At 43.7% G+C, this 24354-nt stretch carries 18 protein-coding genes; 13 read left to right on the plus strand and 5 right to left on the minus strand.

The features are described 5' to 3' along the window. Nucleotide 1 precedes the first annotated feature (1 nt). The 13 genes from X939_RS22100 (at nucleotide 2) to cobA (ending at nucleotide 17834) form a co-directional block, all read left to right on the plus strand. Entirely contained in the window at nucleotides 2–1165 is a 1164-nt protein-coding gene (locus X939_RS22100; RefSeq protein WP_131694651.1) for a hypothetical protein, read from the plus strand. A gap of 61 nt (nucleotides 1166–1226) precedes the next feature. After that, nucleotides 1227–3032 carry an FAD-dependent oxidoreductase gene (locus tag X939_RS0105845; protein ID WP_025762331.1) on the plus strand — a complete coding sequence of 602 codons (1806 nt, stop codon included), beginning with the start codon at nucleotides 1227–1229 and terminating at the stop codon, nucleotides 3030–3032. A 78-nt stretch (nucleotides 3033–3110) separates the two neighbouring features. Beyond that, a complete protein-coding gene (locus X939_RS0105850; protein WP_025762332.1) occupies nucleotides 3111–4109 on the plus strand; it encodes an FAD:protein FMN transferase in 999 nt (332 codons plus the stop codon). A 19-nt stretch (nucleotides 4110–4128) separates the two neighbouring features. Further along, on the plus strand, nucleotides 4129–5103 hold the full coding sequence (locus X939_RS0105855) for a hypothetical protein (RefSeq protein WP_131694650.1): 975 nt from the start codon (nucleotides 4129–4131) through the stop codon (nucleotides 5101–5103). Between the two features lie 42 nt (nucleotides 5104–5145). Beyond that, on the plus strand, nucleotides 5146–7044 hold the full coding sequence (locus tag X939_RS0105860) for an FAD-dependent oxidoreductase (RefSeq protein ID WP_025762334.1): 1899 nt from the start codon (nucleotides 5146–5148) through the stop codon (nucleotides 7042–7044). Nucleotides 7045–7381: 337 nt separating this feature from the next. Then, a complete protein-coding gene (locus X939_RS0105865; RefSeq protein ID WP_025762335.1) occupies nucleotides 7382–8707 on the plus strand; it encodes a Gfo/Idh/MocA family protein in 1326 nt (441 codons plus the stop codon). Between the two features lie 500 nt (nucleotides 8708–9207). Beyond that, nucleotides 9208–10380, plus strand: coding sequence for a sulfite exporter TauE/SafE family protein (locus tag X939_RS0105870; protein WP_229236004.1), 1173 nt, complete (start codon nucleotides 9208–9210; stop codon nucleotides 10378–10380). Between the two features lie 69 nt (nucleotides 10381–10449). After that, complete coding sequence (locus X939_RS0105875) at nucleotides 10450–11622, plus strand: trans-sulfuration enzyme family protein (RefSeq protein WP_025762337.1); 1173 nt, start codon at nucleotides 10450–10452, stop codon at nucleotides 11620–11622. Between the two features lie 23 nt (nucleotides 11623–11645). After that, a complete protein-coding gene (locus X939_RS0105880) occupies nucleotides 11646–12350 on the plus strand; it encodes a phosphoadenylyl-sulfate reductase (RefSeq protein WP_025762338.1) in 705 nt (234 codons plus the stop codon). A gap of 86 nt (nucleotides 12351–12436) precedes the next feature. Next, nucleotides 12437–13336 (plus strand): sulfate adenylyltransferase subunit CysD, encoded by a 900-nt coding sequence (gene cysD, locus X939_RS0105885; protein ID WP_025762339.1) that lies wholly within the window; start codon nucleotides 12437–12439, stop codon nucleotides 13334–13336. 71 nt (nucleotides 13337–13407) lie between these two features. Then, nucleotides 13408–14652 (plus strand): sulfate adenylyltransferase subunit 1, encoded by a 1245-nt coding sequence (locus X939_RS0105890; protein WP_025762340.1) that lies wholly within the window; start codon nucleotides 13408–13410, stop codon nucleotides 14650–14652. A gap of 100 nt (nucleotides 14653–14752) precedes the next feature. Further along, nucleotides 14753–16972, plus strand: a complete 2220-nt coding sequence (locus X939_RS0105895; protein ID WP_025762341.1) for a nitrite/sulfite reductase — start codon at nucleotides 14753–14755, stop codon at nucleotides 16970–16972. Between the two features lie 100 nt (nucleotides 16973–17072). Further along, the gene (gene cobA / locus X939_RS0105900; protein WP_025762342.1) at nucleotides 17073–17834 is read left to right on the plus strand and encodes a uroporphyrinogen-III C-methyltransferase; all 762 of its coding nucleotides are present in this window, start codon (nucleotides 17073–17075) and stop codon (nucleotides 17832–17834) included. Nucleotides 17835–18250: 416 nt separating this feature from the next. On the opposite strand, the gene X939_RS0105910 is transcribed toward cobA, so the two are convergent. From X939_RS0105910 to X939_RS0105930, 5 genes are all read right to left on the minus strand, one after another. Further along, on the minus strand, nucleotides 18251–19693 hold the full coding sequence (locus X939_RS0105910; protein WP_044198524.1) for a sulfatase family protein: 1443 nt from the start codon (nucleotides 19691–19693) through the stop codon (nucleotides 18251–18253). A 179-nt stretch (nucleotides 19694–19872) separates the two neighbouring features. Then, the gene (locus X939_RS0105915) at nucleotides 19873–20877 is read right to left on the minus strand and encodes a FecR family protein (RefSeq protein ID WP_198034366.1); all 1005 of its coding nucleotides are present in this window, start codon (nucleotides 20875–20877) and stop codon (nucleotides 19873–19875) included. A 37-nt stretch (nucleotides 20878–20914) separates the two neighbouring features. Continuing rightward, nucleotides 20915–21598, minus strand: coding sequence for an RNA polymerase sigma-70 factor (locus tag X939_RS0105920; protein ID WP_229236005.1), 684 nt, complete (start codon nucleotides 21596–21598; stop codon nucleotides 20915–20917). Between the two features lie 158 nt (nucleotides 21599–21756). Beyond that, nucleotides 21757–22074, minus strand: coding sequence for a quaternary ammonium compound efflux SMR transporter SugE (gene sugE, locus X939_RS0105925; protein ID WP_025762347.1), 318 nt, complete (start codon nucleotides 22072–22074; stop codon nucleotides 21757–21759). A gap of 21 nt (nucleotides 22075–22095) precedes the next feature. Beyond that, entirely contained in the window at nucleotides 22096–23913 is a 1818-nt protein-coding gene (locus X939_RS0105930; protein WP_025762348.1) for a sulfatase-like hydrolase/transferase, read from the minus strand. Nucleotides 23914–24354 lie beyond the last annotated feature (441 nt).

A 24354-nucleotide genomic window follows, 5' to 3' on the forward strand; every position in this document is an offset into this window, starting at 1 on the left:
CATGATTTACTTGAGCTCCTTTTTCTTAAAACACTTAAGGCCATTTAGGGTCGGCTTGATCCTTGTTTCGGTTTTGATGGCCAGTGCAACTTCCATGGCCCAAGGATCCATGCCTGCTATTAAGTCAGAAGTCAGTTCGACCATCCGCGAGTTTCGTATTACCGAAAATGACACCTTGACTTATACCCTAAAACTGGCCTTGGACAAGACAGGAGTACCCCAGTATTTCTTCAGAAACATTTTCACACCGGTTTGCTATACAAACGAATGCAAACCGGTGCATGTAAACTTCTACTGGGATTTGTTGGGAAATTTTCAACGATACGAAATGCCCGAAGGAAAAATCTTAACCAAAGTGGATCATGATGAGTTTCAAAAGGAAGACTATCAAAAACTGCAGGAAATTCTGAGTCGAGAAAATTCTATTTTCAGAGACCTTGAGATGAAGGACCTAATCACTGAAGGCACCGACGACCTGTCTGACTCCGTAGATACAAAGTCTGGAGCAACATTGAAAACGATTAAAAATGAAGTGATTGATGGAGCCGTTTACACCTGTTTTACACTCTGGAAAATCGCCTATGGGCCTGTTACAAAAGAAATTAAAAATATTATTTCTGAATATGAAAACAAGGACTTATATCTCGACTTCCTCAGAAGTAATAACCATCATTATCAGTATTATGCACTGGACAGAGTTCTTGATATTAATGGGTCGGTACCCCATGATTATATACAAGCGGTCAAGGGGGTCATGTCTGGAAAGAATATTTTCACGGCCAAATATGCCTTGGAAAAAGTTGGGGCATCCTTTCTGGAAAAAATAGAAACCCAGGAATGGTTACAGAAGTTATATGGAGCTTCTCCTTTCAGTACTCAGATGGTCATTCTTAAGAAACTATCCGATCTCAATATCAATGAAGCTTCCTTATCAGGCTGGATAACCTGGCTGCCTGATGGCAACGAGGCTCAACGAAAGCAACTATCTGAACTCATTAAAAAGCAAAAATTATCAGCCATCGCTCAAAGACAGTTAGCCAGGTATCTGACCAATGAAGACAGGGCTCTGGCAGAACTAAGTTATGATATCCTAACACATAACAAGGAGTATCAGACTAAGGTAGGCCGAGAGATCGAAGCATATCAGAAGAAAACACAAAATTAACTAGCCGCACCCTATTCCTAAACCCAAAATCATCATTAGTAATCAAGTAAAACAATTTATCATGAATAGAATCAAATGTATACTCATCTGCCTGGGGGTACTGATCATGCCAGGCCTTATGGCACAACACCATGTTTTCGTTGAGACCGAATCATTTCACGACAAAGGGGGGTGGGTCATCGATCAGCAATCATTTGCCGTTATGCAGTCTTCGTATCTAATGGCCCACGGTATGGGAGAGCCGGTAAAAAATGCTGAAACAACCGTCCAATTTCCCAAAAAGGGTAAGTATAAAATGTGGGTACGGACTAAGGACTGGGCCCCCTACCCTACTGGTCCCGGAAAGTTTCAGGTTCTCATCGATGGAAAAGCCGTGGGGCCGACCTATGGTGCAAGCGGATCAGCCCAATGGAAATGGTATGCCGGAGGTGATGTGAATGTAAATGAAACATCTCTCAAGCTAGCATTAAAAGACCTTACTGGTTTCAATGGCCGATGCGATGCCATTTTATTTACTGATACTGAGGGATTTACTCCTCCTAACGGATTAAAAGAACTTTCTGCTTTTCGCAGAAAAGAGCTGAAACTGACGGATAAACCTAAAGACGCGGGACACTTCGACTTAGTCGTAGTAGGGGGAGGAATAGCGGGGACCTCCGCGGCTATCTCCGGAGCCCGGTTGGGTTTGAAAGTCGCTCTCATTCAAGATCGCCCGGTACTGGGGGGTAATAACAGCTCCGAGATCAGGGTTCACCTAATGGGGGATATTGACAAAAATCATTATCCTAAGTTGGGCCGTATCGTTCGTGAAATGGATAATGGAGATCCTGGAAATGGGAATCCCAATGCAAAGGAATATGGCGATGCCCGCAAAATTGCCATTGTTAAAGCAGAAAAAAACATCAGTCTTTTTCTGAACACACATGTCTATCAATTAGAAAAGGAAAATAATAAAATTACTGCGGTCATTGGGCGGGATATTGCAACCAATCAAGAGGTGCGTTTCAGCGGCTCCTTCTTCTCCGACTGTACCGGTGATGGAACAGTGGGCTATCTGGCTGGTGCAGAATTCCGCATGGGCAGGGAGAGCGAAGCGGAAACCGGTGAATCACTGGCAGGGAATAAGTCGGACGATTTTACCCTTGGCACGTCCAATCTCTGGGCTTCTACACGTCGCGACAGCACCTCCTCCTTCCCTGAGTTACCATGGGCCTTGCAATTCTCCGATGAATACCATATTGATGAAGCTCAGTCGGATTGGCAATGGGAAACAGGATTTGGAAATTTTAACACTATTACCCAGGCCGAAGAGATCAGAGACCATAATCTACGTGCGATATATGGGAACTGGTCCTATTTGAAAAATAATAAGGCGAGTAAATACGCCTATAACAAACTCGCCTGGGTGGCTTATATTGGAGGCAAAAGGGAATCACGACGCCTGATGGGTGATCATGTACTGAATCAGATGGACATCCAGGAGGGTAAGTTCTACGATGATGCCACGGTTACAGCAACCTGGACGATCGACTTACATTTTCCAGATAAGAAGAACAGCCAGTATTTCGAGGGTAATGAATTTTTTGCCGGTACCAAACATATTAAAGTTGCCCCTTATACCATTCCGTACCGTTGCCTTTATTCCCGGAACATCGAGAACCTCTTTATGGCTGGAAGAAATATCAGTACCACACACGTGGCATTTGGCAGCACTCGTGTCATGCGTACCTGTGGAATGATGGGCGAAGTGGTGGGCATGGCCGCATCTGTAGCCAAGAAGCATCGTACCACCCCCAGGGGAGTCTATCAGAATCACCTTCAGGATTTATTGAGTATGGTAAGAGACGAGCATACTCCACAACCATAATTAAAGTCAGAAAAGCCAGGTATATTGAAGTATATATTTGGCTTTTCTGTAAATTAGAGGCTCTAATGTGATGACTTTATGTATTTTTCAAAATTTACCAGCCTAATTTTTGCTTGCTGCTTATCTATTCAGGGGAAAGCTCAGGAAAATTTTGTATCGCTATACGGAGAAACACAAGGCACTACTTATCAGGTTAAATATTATGACGGAGAAAAGAGGAACTTCCAAACGAAATTAGATTCCATCCTATGTGCCTTCGATGCTTGCCTATCTCTATATCGCCCAGACTCAGAACTTTCTCGTTTCAACCGGGAGATTTCACATCGTTTCGAATCCCCCTATTTTTATCCCGTGCTCGCCAAATCAAAAGAAATATTCGATTTATCAGGGGGTGTGTACGACCCCACTATCCTACCCTTAGTGGAAGCCTACGGTTTTGGCCCCGCAGGAAAGCATCAAATACAGCCTATTGATCTCGATAGCATATTGCCATTGGTAGATTTTAACCATATACAGTTTGACACCGCTACAGTCACCAAAAAGCACCAGGCAGTCCGTCTTGATTTCAATGGTATAGCACAAGGTTACGCCGTAGACTTGCTTTCTATGTTTTTAGAGCGGCAGGGTATCACACGCTATATGGTTGAGATAGGCGGAGAAATACGTTGTGGTGGGAGAAAAGACGATAATATTTCCTGGATGGCCGGGATCGAAGATCCCACTAAGCCAGGCAGACTCATTGCTACCATTCCTATTGAGGATCGAGCCATGACGACTTCAGGAAATTACCGTAACCATTTCACCAAAAATGGTCGGCGTTACAATCATATTATCAATCCCAGGAACGGAGATATGGAAACCAGTAACATACTTTCCGTAACGGTGCTGGCCCATGATGCGATTACGGCTGATGGCTTGGATACCCCTTTCTTTCTTATGGACCTGGAGACCGTAAAAAGCTTTGTAGAAGAGCGGGACGACTTAGATATTTTCATCGTGTATTCCGATCCTGATAAGGGGATCTGCACCTATGCCAGCACAGGAATTCGTTCGATTATCAGGTCAAAAATACCTTGAAATATTAAAAAATGAATATATGAAGCGATTATCAATTTTGATGACTTTATTCTATTCGCTTTCTCTCATTTGCGCTCCAGCAGGTGCACAAAACCATAAGGATAAACGGCAAGAGCTGGCATTTAGCACACCTCTAAAGGGCGGGGTTAATGCTTCTGTCAGGTTGGAGTATGATAAAGAGGATCTACCGAGCCATTATTATAGCCGTCTCAAAACTCCCGTATGCGAGGATAGCCTCTGCTATCTGGTTGAGATTGAAGTCTACTGGGACCTTTTAGGGAATTTCATGGACTACCAAACACCAAAAAAATCACCTCTTACCAAGTTCGACCATATCGAATTCACCCTGGCAGACCATGAAAAGCTTAAGAGAATTTTAAGCAATAATGCTTCCATTTTAAAGGATTACGAGGTAGACAACCTGCTGGATCCGGAGAAAATCATAGAATCGGAAGTGGTTACTGATGCTGTCACCAGTGCCACCAACACTGCCATTGCCGATGAGGTGGTAGAGGGGGCCCTCTACAGTACTTACACCTTATGGCATATTGTTAACGGCGCCCTTTCAGATAGCATTTTGGCCCATACAGAGAAACGAATGAATCAAAGTGTCCTTCAGATGATGCTTAACTCCGATCGCCGGGCCTATCAATACTATGCATTAAATCATATTCCTAAGTCCCAACTTTTACTTTATACCCAGCAGTTGATCAATCTCTTGAGCAGTAATAATGAGCTCGTTCCTTATTTCGCAGTTGAGAAATTAGATAAATCGGTGTGGGGCAATCAACAGTATCAGCAGCAGCTGGTTAGCCTGCTCCCCACGGTCCCGTTCCCGATGCAAAATGAAATTCTGAATCGGCTTCAGGGAAATAAGGTGGGGAAGAGCATCATAGAGAAATTGAAAGCGATAGGATTATCATTAAATGAGAATCAAAACCAAAAAATTGACAAAATCCTTGAAGAAAGCCTTGCCCTAGGAGAAAATTATTAAAATTTAATTACTACCGAATATTCCAATCCCTAATTATACTGTATGAAAAAGCAAAGACGTGATTTTATTAAATCTCTAGGCTTAGGCGGAGGTTTGATGATGTTAGACCCGGTAACCCTATACGAAGCTGAGAAATGCCCAGAACCCGTGGAAATAGATCGGGAGGTATATAAGAAGAAAATAATGTATACCGATCTGCTGGTAGCCGGCGGAGGAATGGCAGGCATTTGTACGGCAATCGCCGCAGCCCGGAATGGACTGAAGGTTGTGCTGGTACAAAACAGATCGAGACTAGGAGGAAATGCCAGTAGCGAAATACGTATGCATGTTTCTGGAGCTAGTATGCTGGAGACGGTGTGGAGAGAAACGGGTATACTCGAAGAACTTATGCTCACCGACTCCATAGAAAACCCACAGCGCTCATACGAGATGTGGGACTTTATACTTTATAATAAAGTTTATGCTGAAGAAAACATAACCCTTTTGCTCGATACCAGCGTTTGGGAGGCGGTTGTAGAAGAGAATATCATAAAGAAAATTCTGGCTACTTCTTCTCAGACGGAAGAGCTTTTTGAGATATATGCCAAGCAATTCGCAGACTGTACCGGAGACGGCACCCTTGGTGCGCTTGCCGGGGCCGACTTCATGCGGGGCCGGGAGGCTAAATCGCTCTGGGGTGAATCGCTCGCCGTGGACAAAGCCGACCTTAATACCATGGGTAACAGTTTGCTATTCACCTCCCAAAAGCATGACAAGAAAATGCCCTATACCCCTCCAAGTTGGGCCAGAAAATACAGCACAAAAGACTTTCTACATCGCTCTGTTACCAATTGGGAATATGGTTATTGGTGGCTGGAACTCGGTGGTCTAGAAGATATTGTTGGTGATGGACGAAAAATTCGGCACGATCTGCTTGCCACACTTTTTGGCGTATGGGATTATATCAAAAATTCGGGCAACCATCCTGAATCTGAGAACTGGGCTCTGTCCTGGATTGGCATGGTACCAGGAAAAAGGGAGAGCCGGCGTTTCATAGGTGATTACGTGATGAAACAAAAAGACATACAGATGCCACAAAGTTTCGATGACCGCGTAGCCTATGGAGGATGGCCACTCGACGATCACCCACCAGAAGGCATGAACAGTACCGGGATTCAACCTTTCAGGTCCATTAAAGTCAAAAAGCCTTACTCCATTCCCTTACGATCCTTATATAGCAAGAACATCAGCAACCTTTGGATGGCCGGACGTAACGCAAGTGTATCTCATGTGGCCCTATCCTCAACCCGTGTAATGGCGACTTGTGCACTCATGGGTCAGGCCATAGGAACGGCTGCTGCATATAGCCTTCGCAACCAAGTTAGTCCTACCCAGTTAGGCAATGAGCCTAAGCATATCCAGCCTTTACAGCAGCTGTTACTTCGACAAGATCAGGGGATATTAGGGGTTAAAAATGAAGATCCGGGCGATCTGGCTCGTAAAGCCTCGGTTTCCGCTTCGTCATCCACCAGTGAAGGGCCGGCGTCTGCCTTGCTTGATGGAATCAATAGAGATATTGAAGATGGCAAAAGCCACCAGTGGCAGGCCGAAATGAAAGATGAGGGAGCATGGATAGAACTCAAATGGGACAAACCCATTAGGATTAATAATATTCAAATCACCTTTGACACCGGACTGAAACGATATTTACGAATCTCACCACAAGACTGGGTTTACCAGGATCAGGTAAGGGGACCTCAGCCCGAAACCGTTGCTGAATATCGCATTGAACTCAAGAATCAGGGCAAGGCGGCGGGAGATATTACGGTAAAGGACAACTATTATAGACTGGCGAAGCATAATATTTCTCCCGTCCAGATCGATAAGTTAAGGCTATTTATTGATAAGACCCATGGTGATACCCTGGCCAGGGTCTTCGAAATCCGATGTTATTTGGACTAAGGCCCGTCTTCGTCCTACCGGCAGAGAACTCTAAACTTTGCTGGTAGGGAAAATCGCTCTAGGTCGGATTCACATATTGTTTTTTTTAGAAGCTATAAAACAGTAATAATTAAAAATGGAATAGCTAATAACCCGTTCCAGTAGGAGCCAATCACCCCCGAGCACGTCCATATGAAGAACATAAGGTAAAAATCATACATGAACCTTGCCTCGATTTTATGGTCTGGAACTTAATAATAGCTTGTAAAGCTGCAATTAATACAGATCTTGTCTTAATTTTAAAATTGGTCATTGGTAGGCCATTTATTCCCAACCCAATTCTTTAACCGATTGATTCATGAATAAAAGAGCATTTCTTAAAAACGCAGCAGCTTTATCTTCTCTTGCCATGTTGCCAACAGAGTCTTGGTCGTTTTCTGCCGATAAGCGCCTAAGAACCGCTCACATAGGTTTAGGAGCGATGGGGCAAGAGGATCTAAAATCCATTTCCTCTCATACTCATGTAGATGTAGTAGCGCTTTGTGATGTCGATTCCGATGTACTTGCTAAAGTTAAAAGCCAGTTCCCCAAGGCCAGAACCTTCAAGGACTACCGGGTCATGCTTAAAGAGATGAGCAAGGAAATTGATGCCGTAATCGTGTCTACGCCGGATCATACCCATGCACCGGCGTCGATCATGGCCATGGAGATGAACAAACCTGTATACTGTCAGAAGCCCTTAACCCATTATGTAAAAGAAGCCAGAGCCATGGATAAATTGGCGAAGGATAAAAAACTGGTAACTCAAATGGGTATTCAAGTACACTCATTTTATGATTACAAACTGGCTACCTTACTTATTCAGTCCGGTATCGTTGGCAAGGTTCATACGGTTAGGGCATGGTCACCAAAAAACTGGGGGTATAATGGCCCCATTCCCCAAACTGCTGATCCCGTTCCGGCCAATCTAGACTGGAATTTGTGGTTGGGTACTTCTGCCGAAAGGCCCTACAAAAATGGCTTTTACCACCCCGGTAACTGGCGTAAGCTTGTAGATTATGGCTGTGCCACCTTAGGAGATATGGGTGTACATATTTTCGATACGCCTTATAATGCCTTACAGCTGGACGTGCCAAGAACCATCACAACCAATTGCAGAAAACCAAATGGCTTTGGATTTCCCGAAAAGAATATGGTGACTTATGAGTTCCCTGGAACAAAGTATACTACCGATACCTTAAAATGGGTATGGTATGATGGTGTTGGGGCCGATCAACAACGGGAAGATCTGATGCTTCCTGATGGAGCAGACTTGCACGATCAAGGGGCAATGTTTATAGGGGAGAAAGGAAGGTTATATCTTCCTCATTTTCAGGTAATGCCCAAGCTGATTGTGGATGGAAGCTACAAGGATATCGATATCACCCCTTTCAAACTCAGTCCACCGGTACGTGAATATAGTTCTGAAGTACATAAACATTATCATGAATTTGTAGATGCCTGCTTAGGGAAAGCCACCTGTAGCGCACCTTTTTCTTACGCTTCCAGGCTCACCGAAACCATATTACTCGGCGTAATTGCCGGTCGGTTCCCAAATAAAACGTTGCATTGGGATGCAGCCAAGGCCCAGTTTTCAGAAGAGGAAGCAAACCAATACCTTGGCGGGATGTATCGCAAATTCTAAAACGCTCCGCTTTTTCAAGAGTATTGCCAGCTACTGACTATTCAGTTGGATTGATAAGATCGACTCAACCTGCACATGGAGAAGCATATGCAGGTTGAGTCGCTTTTCCTAGGGTAATTAGATTAACAACCCGTCAAACCTGAAGCAACCTTATTCTATCTGTTCAACTGATATACCCTTAAGATTAAAGACTGAAAGTGATGGGACCAGGAACTATAACTTCCTTTTTTCTATTAAAAAATACAATCATTGAGGTTTTACCGTTATCTTTTGAAAAGATGGAAAAAACATACTCAGAAGAAAATAAGGGCTCTTTCGAGACCCCATAACCGTATTACGGGAACAATAAGTAGTCTATTACCTTTAAGCATTGGATGACCAATTCCTTTGAATAATAACAAAACCCTTTTATCTTTGCGCCCAGCACAAATACTAGCAAATCAACCATTTGCTTTTTTTATTGAGCTATTACTCTATAAGCTTACTATACTTTATAGACTTTGAAGGAAACAACCGAAATAACATCGCTCGAAAGCCAAGGTGAAGTTCATGAAATTGAGACGATACCGGTTGCTGTAATAGCTACAGGAAGTCTGCAAGAAGATCGGCGTTTGGCTGCTATAGCACGGCAGCAAGGTGCTAAGGTATTCCTAACCAATCTTCCTGCAGAATCCGATCTGCTATTTAACCCAGCCACGGGACAGTCTACCCGGGCCGCGGTACCCAACGAACATCTTGCATCAGGAAAATTCAGCTGGTCACTGATAGGCAGGAAAATTTGGGCCGCTACCACACGTCCCCGAACAGGCACAGAAACCTTAATGAATATTTTTGCGGCTATTGCACTGATGATCATTGGGCATTTACTGTTCACCTATGTGACCTTCGACCGCCTTACCCTGGTATGGAATGAACTCTCTGTAAGCGAAGAGTTCTTTTATTTTCTGATGGCAGGTTTTATTGCTCAAATGATAGATGGGGCCTTAGGAATGGCCTATGGAGTGACCGCTTCTACCTTTCTGCTCACAATAGGGGTACCACCAGCCGCTGTCAGTGCGAGCGTTCATACTTCCGAAATTTTCACGAGTGGCGTTTCTGGATACCTTCACCTAAAATTTGGCAATGTCAATAGTAAGTTATTCAAGAAAATCCTGATTCCCGGAGTGATCGGCGCTATTACAGGCGCTTATCTGGTATCCTCTCTGGAGCAGTATATCTTTATTATCAAACCATTGGTGGCCCTATATACCCTAATACTGGGAATTCTTATTATTCAGAAAGCGTTGAAAAAGCGTGTAGAAAAGAGACCTATCAAAAAGATTGGATGGCTAGCCTGGTTTGGCGGCACCATGGATTCGATTGGAGGAGGAGGTTGGGGACCCATCGTAACTTCCACGCTCATAGCCAGAGGAAGACATCCAAAATATACAATAGGCTCAGTAAACCTGGCCGAATTTTTCGTTTCTTTAGCCAGTTCCGTTACCTTTATTACACTGATAGGTTTCTCACACTGGCAGATCGTGCTGGGATTGATACTCGGTGGCATGACAGCCGCGCCCATTGCGGCCAGCCTTTCCCGCCGTTTACCTATCAAAACCATGATGATCATGGTGGGAACCATCGTTATCATTGTAAGTTTAAGAATCATTTATATGGTATGGTTCGGCAATTAACACCGTCCTTCCAGTAACCAATATTTTTCTTTTTTTCCGCCTTAGGTGTCAGCCCAAGGATTCTATTATATGAAAAAGCAAACGAAAGCGGTCAGAACGCAAACCAGCAAAACGCAGTACCGCGAGCATTCAACTCCTCTGTTTCTAACGAGCAGTTTCACATTTGAAACTGCCGAGCAGGGGAAAGCCCTTTTTGATGAAACGGAACAAGGCAACCTGTACTCCCGCTTCTCCAACCCCTCAGTACAAGAGTTTGTAGATAAGGTTTGCATGATGGAAGATAGCGAAGACGGGGTCGCTACTGCCACAGGCATGGCTGCTGTTTTTGCCAGCATGGCTGCCCTATTGAAAAGTGGTGATCATATTCTGGCCAGTAGAGCACTATTCGGATCAGCACATCAGATCATTACCCAAATCTTAAGCAAATGGAATATCACTTATACCTATCTCGATTCTTCAGCGACCGCAGCTGAATGGGAGGCTGCAGTATTACCCAATACTAAAATGGTGTACCTGGAAACGCCCTCTAATCCGGGCCTGGATCTTGTAGACCTGGAAATGATTGGCAAGCTCTGCAAAAAACATGGGCTGATCTTTAACGTAGACAATTGTTTCGCTACACCGGTGTTGCAGGTACCTGCTGAATATGGAGCCGATTTGATCGTTCACTCGGCCACCAAATTTATGGATGGACAGGGACGCGTTCTCGGGGGGATAGTAGTAGGAAAAAAAGAATATATCAAGGATATCCGATTTTTTTGTCGCCAAACGGGACCTTCTATGTCTCCATTCAACGCCTGGGTTCTTAGCAAAAGTTTGGAAACATTGGAACTTCGAATGGAAAAACACTGCGACAATGCCTTGAAATTAGCTATCGCATTAAACGAGCACCCTCAGGTTAAGGAGGTAAAATATCCATTCCTTCCCTCCCACCCACAATATGCGCTGGCCCAGAAACAAATGTCAGCCGGTGGTGCTGTGATTACTATAGAGCTGGAAGGGGGCTTTGAAAGAGTCTCCAAATTCATGAAAGCTCTCCAGATCGCAACCTTGTCATCGAATCTGGGGGATACGCGTACGATTGTAACCAACCCCTATACGACAACGCATGCTAAGTTAAAAGAGAGCGAAAAGGAGTCTTTAGGCATCACCCCCGGTCTGCTTCGAATATCCGTTGGGCTGGAGCATATCGACGACCTGGTCGAAGACTTTACACAGGCAGCGAGTATATCGGCGCAATAACAGAATTGAACATAAAGAGAAATATGATGAATATCGATATATCGAGCTTAGAGGCGGCCATCAATGGAAAAACAGAGATAGAAGCATTGGCTATTTTAGCCGACACTTTCCCAGGAAAAGTAGTCTTTTCCTCGAGTCTTGGCTATGAAGATCAGGTAATTACCGACTTTATCTTAAAAAACAAACTGGATATAGAAATTTTCAGTCTGGATACGGGCCGTTTATTCAACGAAACCTATATGACCTTGCAGAAAACCAATAACCGGTATGATGCCAAACTGAAGGTCTATTACCCGCAGACAGATTCTGTAGAAGCATTGATGAGTACCAAAGGGCCATTAAGTTTCTATGAATCGGTTGAAAATAGGAAAGAATGTTGCTATATCAGAAAAGTGGAACCTCTAAACCGGGCACTCAAAGATGCTAAGATCTGGATTACAGGAATCCGGGCAGAACAGTCGGGTAACCGCCATGATATGCCCCAATTGGAATGGGATGAAGCACACCAATTGGTGAAGTTTCATCCGATTATGCGGTGGACCTTCGAGGAAGTCAAAAATTATGTAAAAAGCAATGGTATCCCTTACAATCCTTTACACGACAAAGGCTTTGTAAGCATAGGATGCGCCCCATGCACCAGGGCTATACAGGAGGGCGAAGACTTCAGAGCCGGCCGCTGGTGGTGGGAAGATGAATCTAAAAAAGAATGTGGTTTGCACGCCAAATAAGTAAGTATCGCTTTTGAAGTTGCTTGAAGGGTCTTGATCCATGATCAGGCCTATCAAAAATATACAAGTAAATAAATATCTGAATTATGAATTTCGATTATCTGGATCAGTTAGAGGCGGAGGCAATTTATATCATGCGGGAAGTGGCAGGTCAGTTTGAGCGCCCTGCACTACTTTTTTCGGGTGGTAAAGACTCCATCACCCTCGTTAGGCTAGCACAGAAGGCCTTTGCCCCCGGCAAAATCCCCTTCCCCCTTGTTCACGTCGATACGGGGCACAATTTTTCGGAAGCTATTAACTACCGCGATCAGCTGGCCGAGGAAACTGGCTCAAAATTGATCGTACGATACGTTGAAGACACTATCAAGGCTAAAGGCCTAAAAGAGCCAACGGGTAAAAATGCGAGTCGAAACTGGCTTCAAACCTTCACCTTATTGGATACCATTGAAGAATTCGAATTTGATGCTTGTATAGGAGGCGCACGCCGGGACGAAGAAAAAGCACGTGCGAAAGAACGAATTTTCTCATTCCGTGATGAGTTTGGTCAATGGGATCCAAAACGGCAGCGCCCGGAACTTTGGAACCTGTTTAATGGACGCATCCACAAGGGAGAAAACGTAAGGGTGTTCCCCATCTCGAACTGGACGGAATTAGATGTTTGGAATTATCTAAAACGTGAAGGAATCGACCTCCCATCAATCTATTTCGCTCATCAAAGAGAGCTTATCTTACGAGATGGAAGACTCCTAAACAATACGCCAGTAATTGAAAAGGACCCTGCCGATCAGATCGTTACACGTCAGGTTCGTTTCCGTACTGTGGGCGATATGACCTGTACTGCCGCAGTCGAGTCATCAGCAGCGACAATTGAAGAAGTAATTGCGGAAATCACTATCTCCAGAATCAGTGAACGGGGAGAAACCCGAATTGATGACCAGCAAACTGAAGCGGCTATGGAAGACCGTAAAAAAGGAGGCTATTTCTGATTTTAGAGCTAATAGCAGTAATAGCTGGCACCCCAGGCAGAAGCAGGTAATAACATTTAAATTGATTGAAAGTGGATTTATTAAGATTTATAACGGCAGGATCGGTAGATGATGGTAAAAGTACCCTCATCGGACGCCTGCTTTTCGATACCAAGAATATTCTGGCCGACCAGATGGAGGCCATTGAAAAAGCGAGTAAGACCAGAAATGCTGGTGAAATAGATCTAGCGTTGCTTACGGACGGTCTAAGGTCGGAGCGCGAGCAGGGGATAACCATTGATGTAGCTTACAAATATTTCCAAACGCCCAAGCGTAAGTTTATCAGCATCGATGCTCCAGGTCATATTCAATATACCCGCAATATGGTTACAGGAGCCTCCAATGCAGACTTGGCCATTATTCTTGTTGACGCTCGCCATGGCGTTTCTGAACAAACCCGGCGCCATTCTTTAATCGCCTCCATGCTTGGGATTCCACATGTGGCGGTAGCCATTAATAAAATGGATCTTGTAGGAAATTCAGAAGATACTTTCTTGAAAATAGCCTCTGATTACCAGGAACTGGCCAAGAAATTAAACATAAAAGATCTAACCATCATTCCGGTTAGTGCTTTGAATGGTGACAATATTGTCACCAGGTCAGAAAATATGACCTGGTATACTGGACCTACCCTACTCTCTGTTCTGGAAAATGTAAATGTTCTAAAGGATTATAACGCCGAAGATGGCCGTTTTTCCGTTCAATATGTAATCCGTCCTCAAACCGATGCCTTACATGATTACCGTGGATATGCCGGACGCGTACAAAGTGGAACCTTTAAAAAGGGTGATTCTATCAAAGTTTTACCATCCGAACAGGAAAGTAAAATCGCAAAAATCGAACTTGGAGGAAACGAAGTAGAGCAAGCCTCTGTTTTAGAATCGGTAACGATATTATTAGAGAATGATATAGACATCAGTAGAGGCGATACGATCGTTTCTGCTAACAGCTCGCCTATCGTAAGTCAGGACATCGATGCCTTGGTTTGCTGGATGGATGATAAAAAGGCGCTTAAATCGGGTAGCAAGTATGTATTGCAGCATGGTACTGCACGCACCCGTTGCTCAGTACGAAGCATCGAATACCAAGTAGATATCAGCACCTATGAGCACCAGGAAGATGTGGATCAACTGACCCTGAATGCTGTAGCGAAGATCGTATTACGAACGGCTCAGCCTATTGCTTACGACCCTTATCAATCCAATCGCATGACCGGAGCAGCCATCCTCATTGATGAAACCTCCAATATCACGGTAGGGGCTTGTATGATTGAATAAATAATATATCAAACCACTGTACTTCATAAGAAATCGGTGGTTTGATAATAAAACTTAAGTATATTACTATACTAATCCGATAGACCAAAGGAAAATTACTATGAGCGAATTAATCATTTCTGAAAGAGTTTCCCAAGCTGCCAGAAGGGACATACTTGATCTAAATAATAGAATCCAGGCTTTTAACAGCGGAGACACACCAGAAGAGGCATTTCGTAAATTCCGACTTACAAGAGGGGTTTATGGCCAACGCCAACCAGGGGTGCAGATGATCCGAATTAAATTACCCTTCGGTCGTATCACGGCCGAACAGCTGGTAAAAATTGCCAATACTTCTGATAAGTATGCCACTGGAAACCTGCATGCGACTACCCGTCAGGATATTCAGCTGCACTTTGTTAAACTGGCCGATTCACCTCAGTTATGGGCCGACCTTGAAGACGCGGGAATAACCCTTAAGGAAGCTTGTGGTAACACCATAAGAAATGTGACCGGATCGGCCGTAGCCGGAATCGATCCAGACGAACCATTTGATATTTCCCCGATGGCCCACGCAATATTTTCGTACTTCCTGCGCAATCCTATTTGCCAGGATATGGGCCGGAAATTTAAAATATCCCTATCATCCTCAGAAAAAGATTCGGCCTTTGCCTTCATTCACGACGTCGGATTAATTGCCAAACTAGGCACTAACGCCCAGGGTGAAAATGTGCGAGGCTATAAGGTGCTGGTAGGAGGAGGATTGGGAGCTCAGCCATTTTCAGCGCAAACAGCCTTCGATTTTCTTGAAGAAGCGGATGTCATCCCGTTCATAGAGTCTGTTTTAAGGGTCTTTGACCGATATGGCGAAAGAGTACGCCGCCATAAGGCACGGATGAAATTTTTATTAAATGATATAGGTCTGGAAGCTTTACTGGAAAGAGCCCGGGAAGAGCATAAGGCACTTAAGAGCAAACGTTTTGAAATAAAAACAACAATTCCGAACGATATAAGCGGTAACTACAGCGACAGACCATCACTTTCGGAGCAGGAAATTGTAGACCTGGCCCAAACGGTGCTAGCAGCCGAGGAGCAGGAAACCTTCATTAAATGGTTACAGACCAACGTATTTGAGCAAAAACAAAAAGGATGGTACGGGGTCAACCTTCGCGTTCTCCTTGGAGATATGCATTCGGATACGGCACGGTCACTTGCCGATATTGTCACCAGACTCGCCGGTAATGACATCCGGGTAACGGTCAATCAGGGGTACCTACTTCGCTTTGTCAAAGGAGAAGATTTACCCTCTCTCTACAAAGAACTAAAAGCGTTGGGATTGGCTAATCCTGGTTTCGATAGTACGGCAGATATAACTACCTGTCCAGGAACAGATACCTGTAACCTGGCAATTTCAAGTAGCTATGGTATTACCCGGGCCCTTGAAGATGTTATGCATCAGGAGTTTCCTGAAATGATTTATAATCAGGATATCAAAATAAAAATAAGTGGCTGTATGAATGGTTGTGGCCAACATAACGCCTCTAATATTGGCTTTCATGGTAGCTCCATTAAAAATGGTAAACTAGTATTACCGGCCCTTCAGGTTTTGCTTGGTGGAGGCTTCACCGGGGACGGAATCGGGCTTATTGGAGACAAGGTAATTAAACTTCCTACCAAACGCGGACCTGAAGCATTGAGAGTGCTGTTCAAAGATTTTGAACTCAATGCTTTCGAGGGAGAATACTTTAACCAGTATTACCTGCGCCAGACAAAGAATTACTTTTACCAGTTGCTTAAGCCATTGGCCGACCTGTCTGAAGTGAAGGATGAGGAGTACCGCGATTGGGATCATGACGAGATGTTCAAAACCGAAGTAGGAGTTGGTGAATGTGCCTCGGTACTTGTTGACTTAGTAGGAACAACATTGATTGAGGCCAATGAAAAACTAGCCCTGGCTAAAGAGAGCTTCGAAGCCGGAGTATGGGCTGATGGCATATACCATGCATATAACGTTCTGATTACTGGTGCTAAAGCGCTACTTATGACGACAGACGTTTCTACTAATACGCAATATGGTATTATCAACGATTTCGAAACACATTTTGGCCAGGCATTCCGTTACAGCACTCCTCAAGAGTTTGCTCTTCCGGAGGCAGAGGCAACTCCATTCAAATCTTTAGCCTTTAGCCTCAACAAATTTGAGCCCACCCAAGCTTTTGCCAATTATTACATTGAAACAGCCGGAAAATTCCTCCAGTTCATCAATGCAACGCGCGAGGCACAGTTACAGGAAACAGGAGCTCCCCAACTGAAAGAATTAACGTTTGGGCAAGATAGCTAAAGTGAAAGTGGCCTATGACCTATATTTATCCTAGGCCACTTTTCCCATTATCCGATAAAATTGAACATTACTGGCCATTCCTGTTGTATTTCCATAGCGTATGAAACTGACTTTGATAGGCGCCGGCCCCGGCGATCCAGATCTTATTACCTTAAAAGCTGTTAAAGCCCTGCAACAAGCCAAAGTAGTGCTTTACGACTCTTTGGCGCATCCAGACTTACTGGAACACTGCCCGGAAGACTGTATTAAAATTTTGGTGGGTAAAAGATATGGGAAGACAAGCTGCGGACAAGATGAAATAAACAATCTCATACTGGCAAATGCACAACAATTTGGATCGGTAGTAAGACTAAAAGGTGGTGACTCATTTATTTTTGGCAGAGGGTATGAGGAGCTCGCTTTTGCATCCGCTCATCAAATAAGCACCGAAGTAATTCCAGGAATTTCGAGCAGTTATGCAGTACCTGCCATGGCGGGCATCCCCGTTACTAGTCGGGGCCTGAGTGAAAGCTTTTGGGTTGTTACAGGCACAACCAAAAACCATGCCCTATCCAAAGACGTTAGCCTGGCGGCCCAGTCAACGGCGACGGTAATTATTCTAATGGGCCTTCATAAATTGACCGAGATTGTGAACATTTACGCAGAGCTTGGAAAATTGGACGAGTCGATTGCTATCATTCAGAGTGGCACTACGGAGAATCAGAAGGTAGTAACAGGACGCATCAGCAATATCGTAGCACTCGCAGGTGTGGCAGAAATAGCTTCCCCGGCCATTATCGTAATAGGTAAAGTAGCCTCCCTACCCGATTTGTCTATTGAAGAGGTTTATGCCCTGGTGTCTACGCCTCAAGCTAAGGAGTAAAATCCAACTCTACAAGCAACTAATCTTATGATGGTCTGAAATAGCGCTATATATATTTCAGTCTTTGGATCGACTGATATTTTCCTTATAATATACCGATGTACTATCACTAGATCCACTTAATACCCAATTTCCAATTGATCTTCGTTTATTATAGAGAACGGCAACTGCTTTTTTATAAGCAACTTTTCTCTTCTTAATACATGGTCCAGACCTTTTCTATCAGGACTTTTTACAAGGTCTGAACCATGATTGCAATTAATTTTTAATACCCTCTTAAAGGTCCGATTTGCTATTACATTTTCGTGTAATCCAATTACACATTTCATGCGAAACGAGCATTTAAAGACCTTTTCCCTGTTCCGGATGTCGATTAGTGATCAACAGTCATCAACATTTAAGCCTGGATAAGTTGTTCAAATCTTACTCAACACCTTAGTCAGATCAAGTTGGTCGTGAAGCTCCTTTTGCTGCTGTAACAGCTTTTGTTTTAAAGTCTTCAATATTGGCTTACTAGACGATAGTGCCGCAATATCTTTCATCTCTTCCGGATCATTTTTCATATCGAACAGTAAAACCTTATTGGCTTCCGGATAAACAATGAGCTTATATTGATCGGTCCGGACCATGCGTTGTTGCGTGGTATAGCAGCCATAAATACTTTCGTAGGGGGCCTTATTATTTTTATTTCTGATCAGGGGCAAAAGGCTTTTAAAATATACATGATCGGGTTTGATCACCCCGGCCAATTCATAGGTCGTTGCCATGATATCCTGCAGATAAACCTGTTGAGTGCGACGTTCATTTTTTGGTATTCCGGGACCTGCAACAATCATAGGTGGACGCATGCTATGGTCAAACATGCTTTGCTTTCCCATTAATCCATGATGACCTACCGATAGGCCGTGGTCTGAGGTAAAGAAAATGTAGGTATTCTCCAGTTTTCCACTTTTTCGCAAGGCATCAAGAATGCGTCCGATTTGTTCGTCGGTATAGGAGACACTCGCATAATATTCCTGAATATTTTTTTTCACAGCATAGGGAGTTCGAGGAAATGGTGCGAGCTTTTCATCCCTAAGCTCCTTCCCGGCACCCATTTCTTCTTTGAAAGGGTAATCGTCCAGATAGCTAGCAGGCAATTTGATATCCTCTACCGGATACTGATCCACCCAGCGTTTGGGTGCCTGTCGCGGGTCATGAGGAGCATTAAATGCGAGGTACATAAAAAATGGATCCTCCTGTTTAGAAGCTTCAGTGATATAATCTACCGCGTCGTCGGCTACCACCTGAGACCAATGCTTGCCTCCCTGCCAGAATCCCTCGTATTTTTCATCCCAGGGCTGCCAAGTGGTATCGGCTTTAGAAAGGGGGCGGTTATATCCAGTAGGTGTCTGATTGGGCATGCCTGCCCGAACATGGCGCACATGATCAAAAATTTGTTTTGGATCTTGGCGAATATGCCATTTACCAGTCATATAGGTCTGATAGCCCTGCTTTTTAAGCTGCTGAGGCCAGAAGCCATCCTTGGCAAATAATTTTGAATAATCCTTTTCTTCCTCTCTCACATCCCAAACCGCCATACCGGTGATGAGCATGGCCCTACTTGTAACACAGACTGCACCGCCCCATGCCCCCATATTATAGGTATGGGTAAAAGTAGTTCCTTGCGATACCAATGCGTCCAAATTGGGGGTGATCACCTGATCTCCACCCAGGGCATGAATGGTATTATAACGCTGGTCGTCAGTAAAAATAAAAATGATATTAGGCTTCTTAGGCAACTCCTTGGCCACATTACGCGAAACAAGTCCACAAGCCGTGGTCAGTAACAAACCTGCAATTATACTTTTGATCATCATTTAGCAGTTTAAGGGTGATCACCTGATTATGATGATCATTGGTTTATAGTCAGATTTATTTTAAAATAATAGCCTAATAGATAAATCCTGGACGAGTCTACTCGTCTCTGTCATAGAAATATTTCCGCCCAACGGAATGCGATTGAATTTAGAATCAAAATTAACATTCAAAACAATTATTATTTGGAGCGAAAGACAATATGGTTCTCCCTGCGACTGACAGAGACATTTAATAGCTCACCAAGCGTATTCAGTAGTTCATCCAGGTTCTGAGCCATGAATGAACCCATTAGTTTTCGATTTTTTAACTGTTCCGAACTAATCTCTACCGTAACTCCATAATCCTGTTCTAGCATGTCGGCCAATTCTGCTAAGGTCATTTGGTCAAATACAAAATGACGCGGGGACTCTGGAGAAAATAATTTCTTGACTTGCCCCTGATACAAGGTAAGCTTATTATTTTCATCTAAATGGACTTGGTCTCCAGGCTTCATGATGAGCTCTTTCCCTTCACTATTTTCAAGATATTGCAGGCGAACCTTTCCTGTTTTCAACAAGACCTCGGAATTTACCGCGCTTGCCGAAACAGAAAATTCAGTTCCCAAGACTATTATTTCAAAATCCTTATTCGTTTTCACGACGAACTTTTGCTCGTCAGGCATATGGGCGACTGCAAAATCCGCTGTTCCCTCCAAGAGTACCTCCCGATCGGTTGCGAAGAAATTCCATCTTGGAACATATAAAGTTGAGATTGGCTGTAATATCACATGAGTACCATCATTAAGAATAATATTTTTTCGCTGACCTGCCAGGGTCTTATATTCTTGGTACCATAAAAATTGGCCTTTAAATAAAATAACAGCAAAGGCGATTAGTAGTACAATGATCACGGCTGCAAAAGGCCGGTAAGCGCCGCTCCAGGAACTGGATCCTATCTCGACGTCAGGGTCGTTTCCAGCCATCGAGGGCGTATAAGGATTATCCCTTACAAAACTTACATATTTATCTACCAGCCGGGCACTGTCCGGCAGATATTCTGGATTTTGATTTTCCCACTCTTCAAGATATTTATAATAAAGTTCCTCATTAGATTGATCCCGCAACCACTCATCTATATGCTTTCGCTGCAAGGGCGTCACATTATTTTCAAAATTCTTAAAGATTAGCTCTTTTGAAATTTCCATTCCCATCCGTTTTGCCATTAGTAATTTTTCGTGGAAATCAGCAAATACAATATAAAAAGGGCAGTACTGACACCAGATAGTCTCCAAGGCCCTTTCGAACCAAGGCCAGCCCTTTCACCAAATGCGACTCCACGGTTTTGATAGAAATGCCAAGTTCCGTTGCTATGGTCTTATATCGCTTTCCTTCGAAACGGCTCATTAAAAATACCTTTCGACATTGCGGAGGCAATTGTTCTACAAGTTCCTTAACCCGATTAAAGGTTTCTTCATATTGTGTCACCTCATCGGGCTGTTCGCAAATGGCGGCCGGAAAACCACTGGAAGCTTCTATGTTATCTAGTTGTTTAAATTCGGATCTTAAATGGGTATAGGCCTCATTGCGCACGCTTCTGAACAAATAGTACCGATAAGAGGAGGTTACGGCAAGATAGGATCCATTTTTCCAGAACTTGCAGAATACATCACTTACAATATCCTCGGCTTTTTCTTTGGAATATACAAATCGCAGCGCATGGTTGCATAAGGGGCCATGATAACGTCGAAATAGATATTCACAGCCATTTTCGGCACTTACCGAGAATGCCTGGCGGATCAGGCCTTCATCATCTACTAATATTCCAGACTCCGGATTGACAACTGCTTCCCTATCTGACAATTCCAACACGGGCCCTTTGCTAAGAGCAGACAATTTCTCTTGAGCCATAATCTCCCCCATACTCATATTAACAGTGATCGTTATATTTTAATCTACCTGCTAACAAGACTCGATTATCTGAAAAATACCTGAGTCAAATAAGTAATATTTTCGAAAATAATATTATTATATAAAGCATTAACCACCCAAGTCAGCGTATAGGAGGGCGAAATCCTGAAACCTGACTATGGCGTAGAAAGCTTCATCAATACCAGTCCTCCGACAATTAACAATGCTGCGAGAACACGAGCCATCGTTAAAGGCTCACCCAGTATTACAATACCAACAATGAAGGCACCTATGGCTCCTATCCCTGTCCAGATGGTATAGGCGGTACCTAATGGCAGGGTTTTCATCGAATAGGCTAAAAGGCCAAAACTACCCAGCATAGCTACCAGGGTTATTATAGAAGGCACCAGGCGTGAAAACCCTTCAGAACGTTTCATGGTATAGGCCCAAACGACTTCGAGTAGGCCTGCCAAAATTAAATAGAACCAAGTCATAAAATTTAAACTAAACCAAGGTTACATACCTAATAGTTCCACCAACCGCTCGGCGGCGCGCACATCATAGTCCCCACCCCCGGGATTATCTTTTAGCAGTATTTTGACTTCATCCAGCGCAGGGCGGGCGTCCTCTCCCATTTGCTCCAGAACGTTAAGGGCATACACACGGGCCATTTGATTATCGCTCTTTAATACCTGCTTCAGTACTTTCAGTGCCCCATTGATGTCGCCCAAGCCGAAGACCGCCTCGGCAGCTGCAATGCGTACACTTACTTCCTGATCCTTCAATAAAGATGTGAGGATTTTCTGTGCGGATTTATCTTTCTGGATGATAGCCCCTATCACTGCCCAATAACGGACTACAGGGTCGGAATCTTTGAGACGAAGCCTAAGTGAGCCCATGAAAGAAGCGTCTCGACTGGAAGCCATTTCCGCAGTTTCCAGTATTCGTTCCAATGAATATTTTGGAGATTGCCCAAAATCGAATGGGGTACCAGACTTAGAAATCTCCAGTAACATAGGTTCAGGCACAAATCCAATGTCCCTACTTTTGAGAAGCCAATCATGATTTTCCTTCCGAAGCACTTTAAGTAACGCTGCGTGGCCGGGATCAGAAGCTAAATTATGGATATTATGTGGATCCTTTTCAATATCATATAATTCCTCCGCTGGCTTTTCTTGCCAAAACTGGTTCTGAACTTCATTAAGTCTTCCCGCATTATATTCACGTTCCCAGGAAGCCATTGAAGGTGCCCGCCATAGATATTCCAGGTACTGACCATAGATTTTATGTGGCATATAATTCCTTATGTATCTATATTTCTTATTCCTGATCGTTCGGGAAAGATCGATACGTTCGTCCATCCTTCCTCTGAATCCATAAGCATAGCTATGTTCGGCTCCCTGTTGTGCACCTAAAAATGCACTTCCCTGCATATGTTCGGGTATAGGTATACCCGTTAAACTGAGTAAGGTGGGAGCAAAATCCAGGAAAGAGACAATCCTATCGGTCTGCGAACCTGGGCTTCCGGGTGCTAACCCTCGCCACTTTTCAGGAAAGCGGATTATTAACGGAATTTTAAGCCCTGATTCGAACAAAAATCGTTTACTCCGGCCCAATACTCCTCCGTGATCACTATAATAAAATACAATCGTATTTTCAGCCAGTCCCGATTCTTCCAACTCCTTCAATATTCGTCCGACTTGTGCATCCATCTGCTCAACTTTATCATAGTACTGCGCCCAGTCATGTTCCATTTCTTTCGTTCGAGGATGGTAAGGAGGAATTGGTACGCGTTTTGGATCGTGCTTTAAGGCTGCATCGGAAATTGGCTTATGAACTGCACTTTCATGGGACACCGTCAAATTGAAAATTGCAAAAAATGGTTTTCCATCGGGTCTATTTTTGTAAGTAGCCTTTGCACTCGACTCATCCCAGGCTTGGGGCTGATCCACCGTATTATAATCCTTTTTAGAATTATTGCTTGTGTAATACCCTGCTTCTCTTAGGTACGTAGCATAAAACTTTGCATGCTGCGGCACAGGATAGTTGCTTCGCATATTCTCAGTTCCTAGAGAGGGCGGATACATCCCAGTAATCAATGTAGAACGAGAAGGGGCACAAACCGGTGCCGTAGCAAAAGCATGTTTATATAGGACTCCCTGCTCAGCAAGCCGATCGAGATTTGGTGTGGTGGCAAAACTGTCTCCATAACAACCTAAAAAAGGGCTGTTATCTTCACTGACTATCCACAGAATATTGGGCCTGTTGCTATACTGAGCATATAGACTACAACCCAGCAGTACGAAGACAAGACAAAGCGTTTGTTTGATCATTATGTTATAAAAAATACGAATTAAGCTGACTCCTCCAATCAAAATGAAAAAGCAAGTATGAGTTATCTTAATCTGGTACTCCCTGATTCTTGCACCTACACCATTGCTAGATAAAATAAGAAGCACCGGAGGTCCAAAACTTAACCATCATAATAGACAATACTTTAAAAAAATCATTTGCATAGGCAAAGAGCCGGATAATTCAAACCAGAGGGAATAATAATCATAATTTTTCGTCGGTAGTAGACAGAAAAGGATAAAGTAGTAACATTTTTACCAGAACCGATTGACTGGATCGTTCAATAGTCAGGAGGTGTCCGGAGAAGCTCAAGAGAATAACTTGCATATTTGTAGCTAAAGACTTGAACCCTCGCACACTCTCCCCTTCTCAGTGGCTGGCTCATCTCTCCGTGCTCAAATGCCCTCGGGTTAAAGAAATAT

Source organism: Dyadobacter tibetensis Y620-1, from assembly GCF_000566685.1.
GTDB classification, from domain to species: domain Bacteria; phylum Bacteroidota; class Bacteroidia; order Cytophagales; family Spirosomataceae; genus Dyadobacter; species Dyadobacter tibetensis.

Bases quoted from the DNA above. Each gene is read 5' to 3' on its own strand.
- X939_RS0105880 (WP_025762338.1), top strand. From the start codon at position 11,646: ATGATGAATATCGATATATCGAGCTTAGAGGCGGCCATCAATGGAAAA.
- cobA (WP_025762342.1), top strand. From the start codon at position 17,073: ATGAAACTGACTTTGATAGGCGCCGGCCCCGGCGATCCAGATCTTATT.
- X939_RS22100 (WP_131694651.1), top strand. From the start codon at position 2: ATGATTTACTTGAGCTCCTTTTTCTTAAAACACTTAAGGCCATTTAGG.
- X939_RS0105930 (WP_025762348.1), bottom strand. From the start codon at position 23,913: ATGATCAAACAAACGCTTTGTCTTGTCTTCGTACTGCTGGGTTGTAGT.
- X939_RS0105850 (WP_025762332.1), top strand. From the start codon at position 3,111: ATGTATTTTTCAAAATTTACCAGCCTAATTTTTGCTTGCTGCTTATCT.
- cysD (WP_025762339.1), top strand. From the start codon at position 12,437: ATGAATTTCGATTATCTGGATCAGTTAGAGGCGGAGGCAATTTATATC.
- X939_RS0105845 (WP_025762331.1), top strand. From the start codon at position 1,227: ATGAATAGAATCAAATGTATACTCATCTGCCTGGGGGTACTGATCATG.
- X939_RS0105895 (WP_025762341.1), top strand. From the start codon at position 14,753: ATGAGCGAATTAATCATTTCTGAAAGAGTTTCCCAAGCTGCCAGAAGG.
- X939_RS0105875 (WP_025762337.1), top strand. From the start codon at position 10,450: ATGAAAAAGCAAACGAAAGCGGTCAGAACGCAAACCAGCAAAACGCAG.
- X939_RS0105855 (WP_131694650.1), top strand. From the start codon at position 4,129: ATGAAGCGATTATCAATTTTGATGACTTTATTCTATTCGCTTTCTCTC.
- X939_RS0105915 (WP_198034366.1), bottom strand. From the start codon at position 20,877: ATGGAAATTTCAAAAGAGCTAATCTTTAAGAATTTTGAAAATAATGTG.
- sugE (WP_025762347.1), bottom strand. From the start codon at position 22,074: ATGACTTGGTTCTATTTAATTTTGGCAGGCCTACTCGAAGTCGTTTGG.
- X939_RS0105910 (WP_044198524.1), bottom strand. From the start codon at position 19,693: ATGATGATCAAAAGTATAATTGCAGGTTTGTTACTGACCACGGCTTGT.
- X939_RS0105860 (WP_025762334.1), top strand. From the start codon at position 5,146: ATGAAAAAGCAAAGACGTGATTTTATTAAATCTCTAGGCTTAGGCGGA.
- X939_RS0105865 (WP_025762335.1), top strand. From the start codon at position 7,382: ATGAATAAAAGAGCATTTCTTAAAAACGCAGCAGCTTTATCTTCTCTT.
- X939_RS0105920 (WP_229236005.1), bottom strand. From the start codon at position 21,598: ATGAGTATGGGGGAGATTATGGCTCAAGAGAAATTGTCTGCTCTTAGC.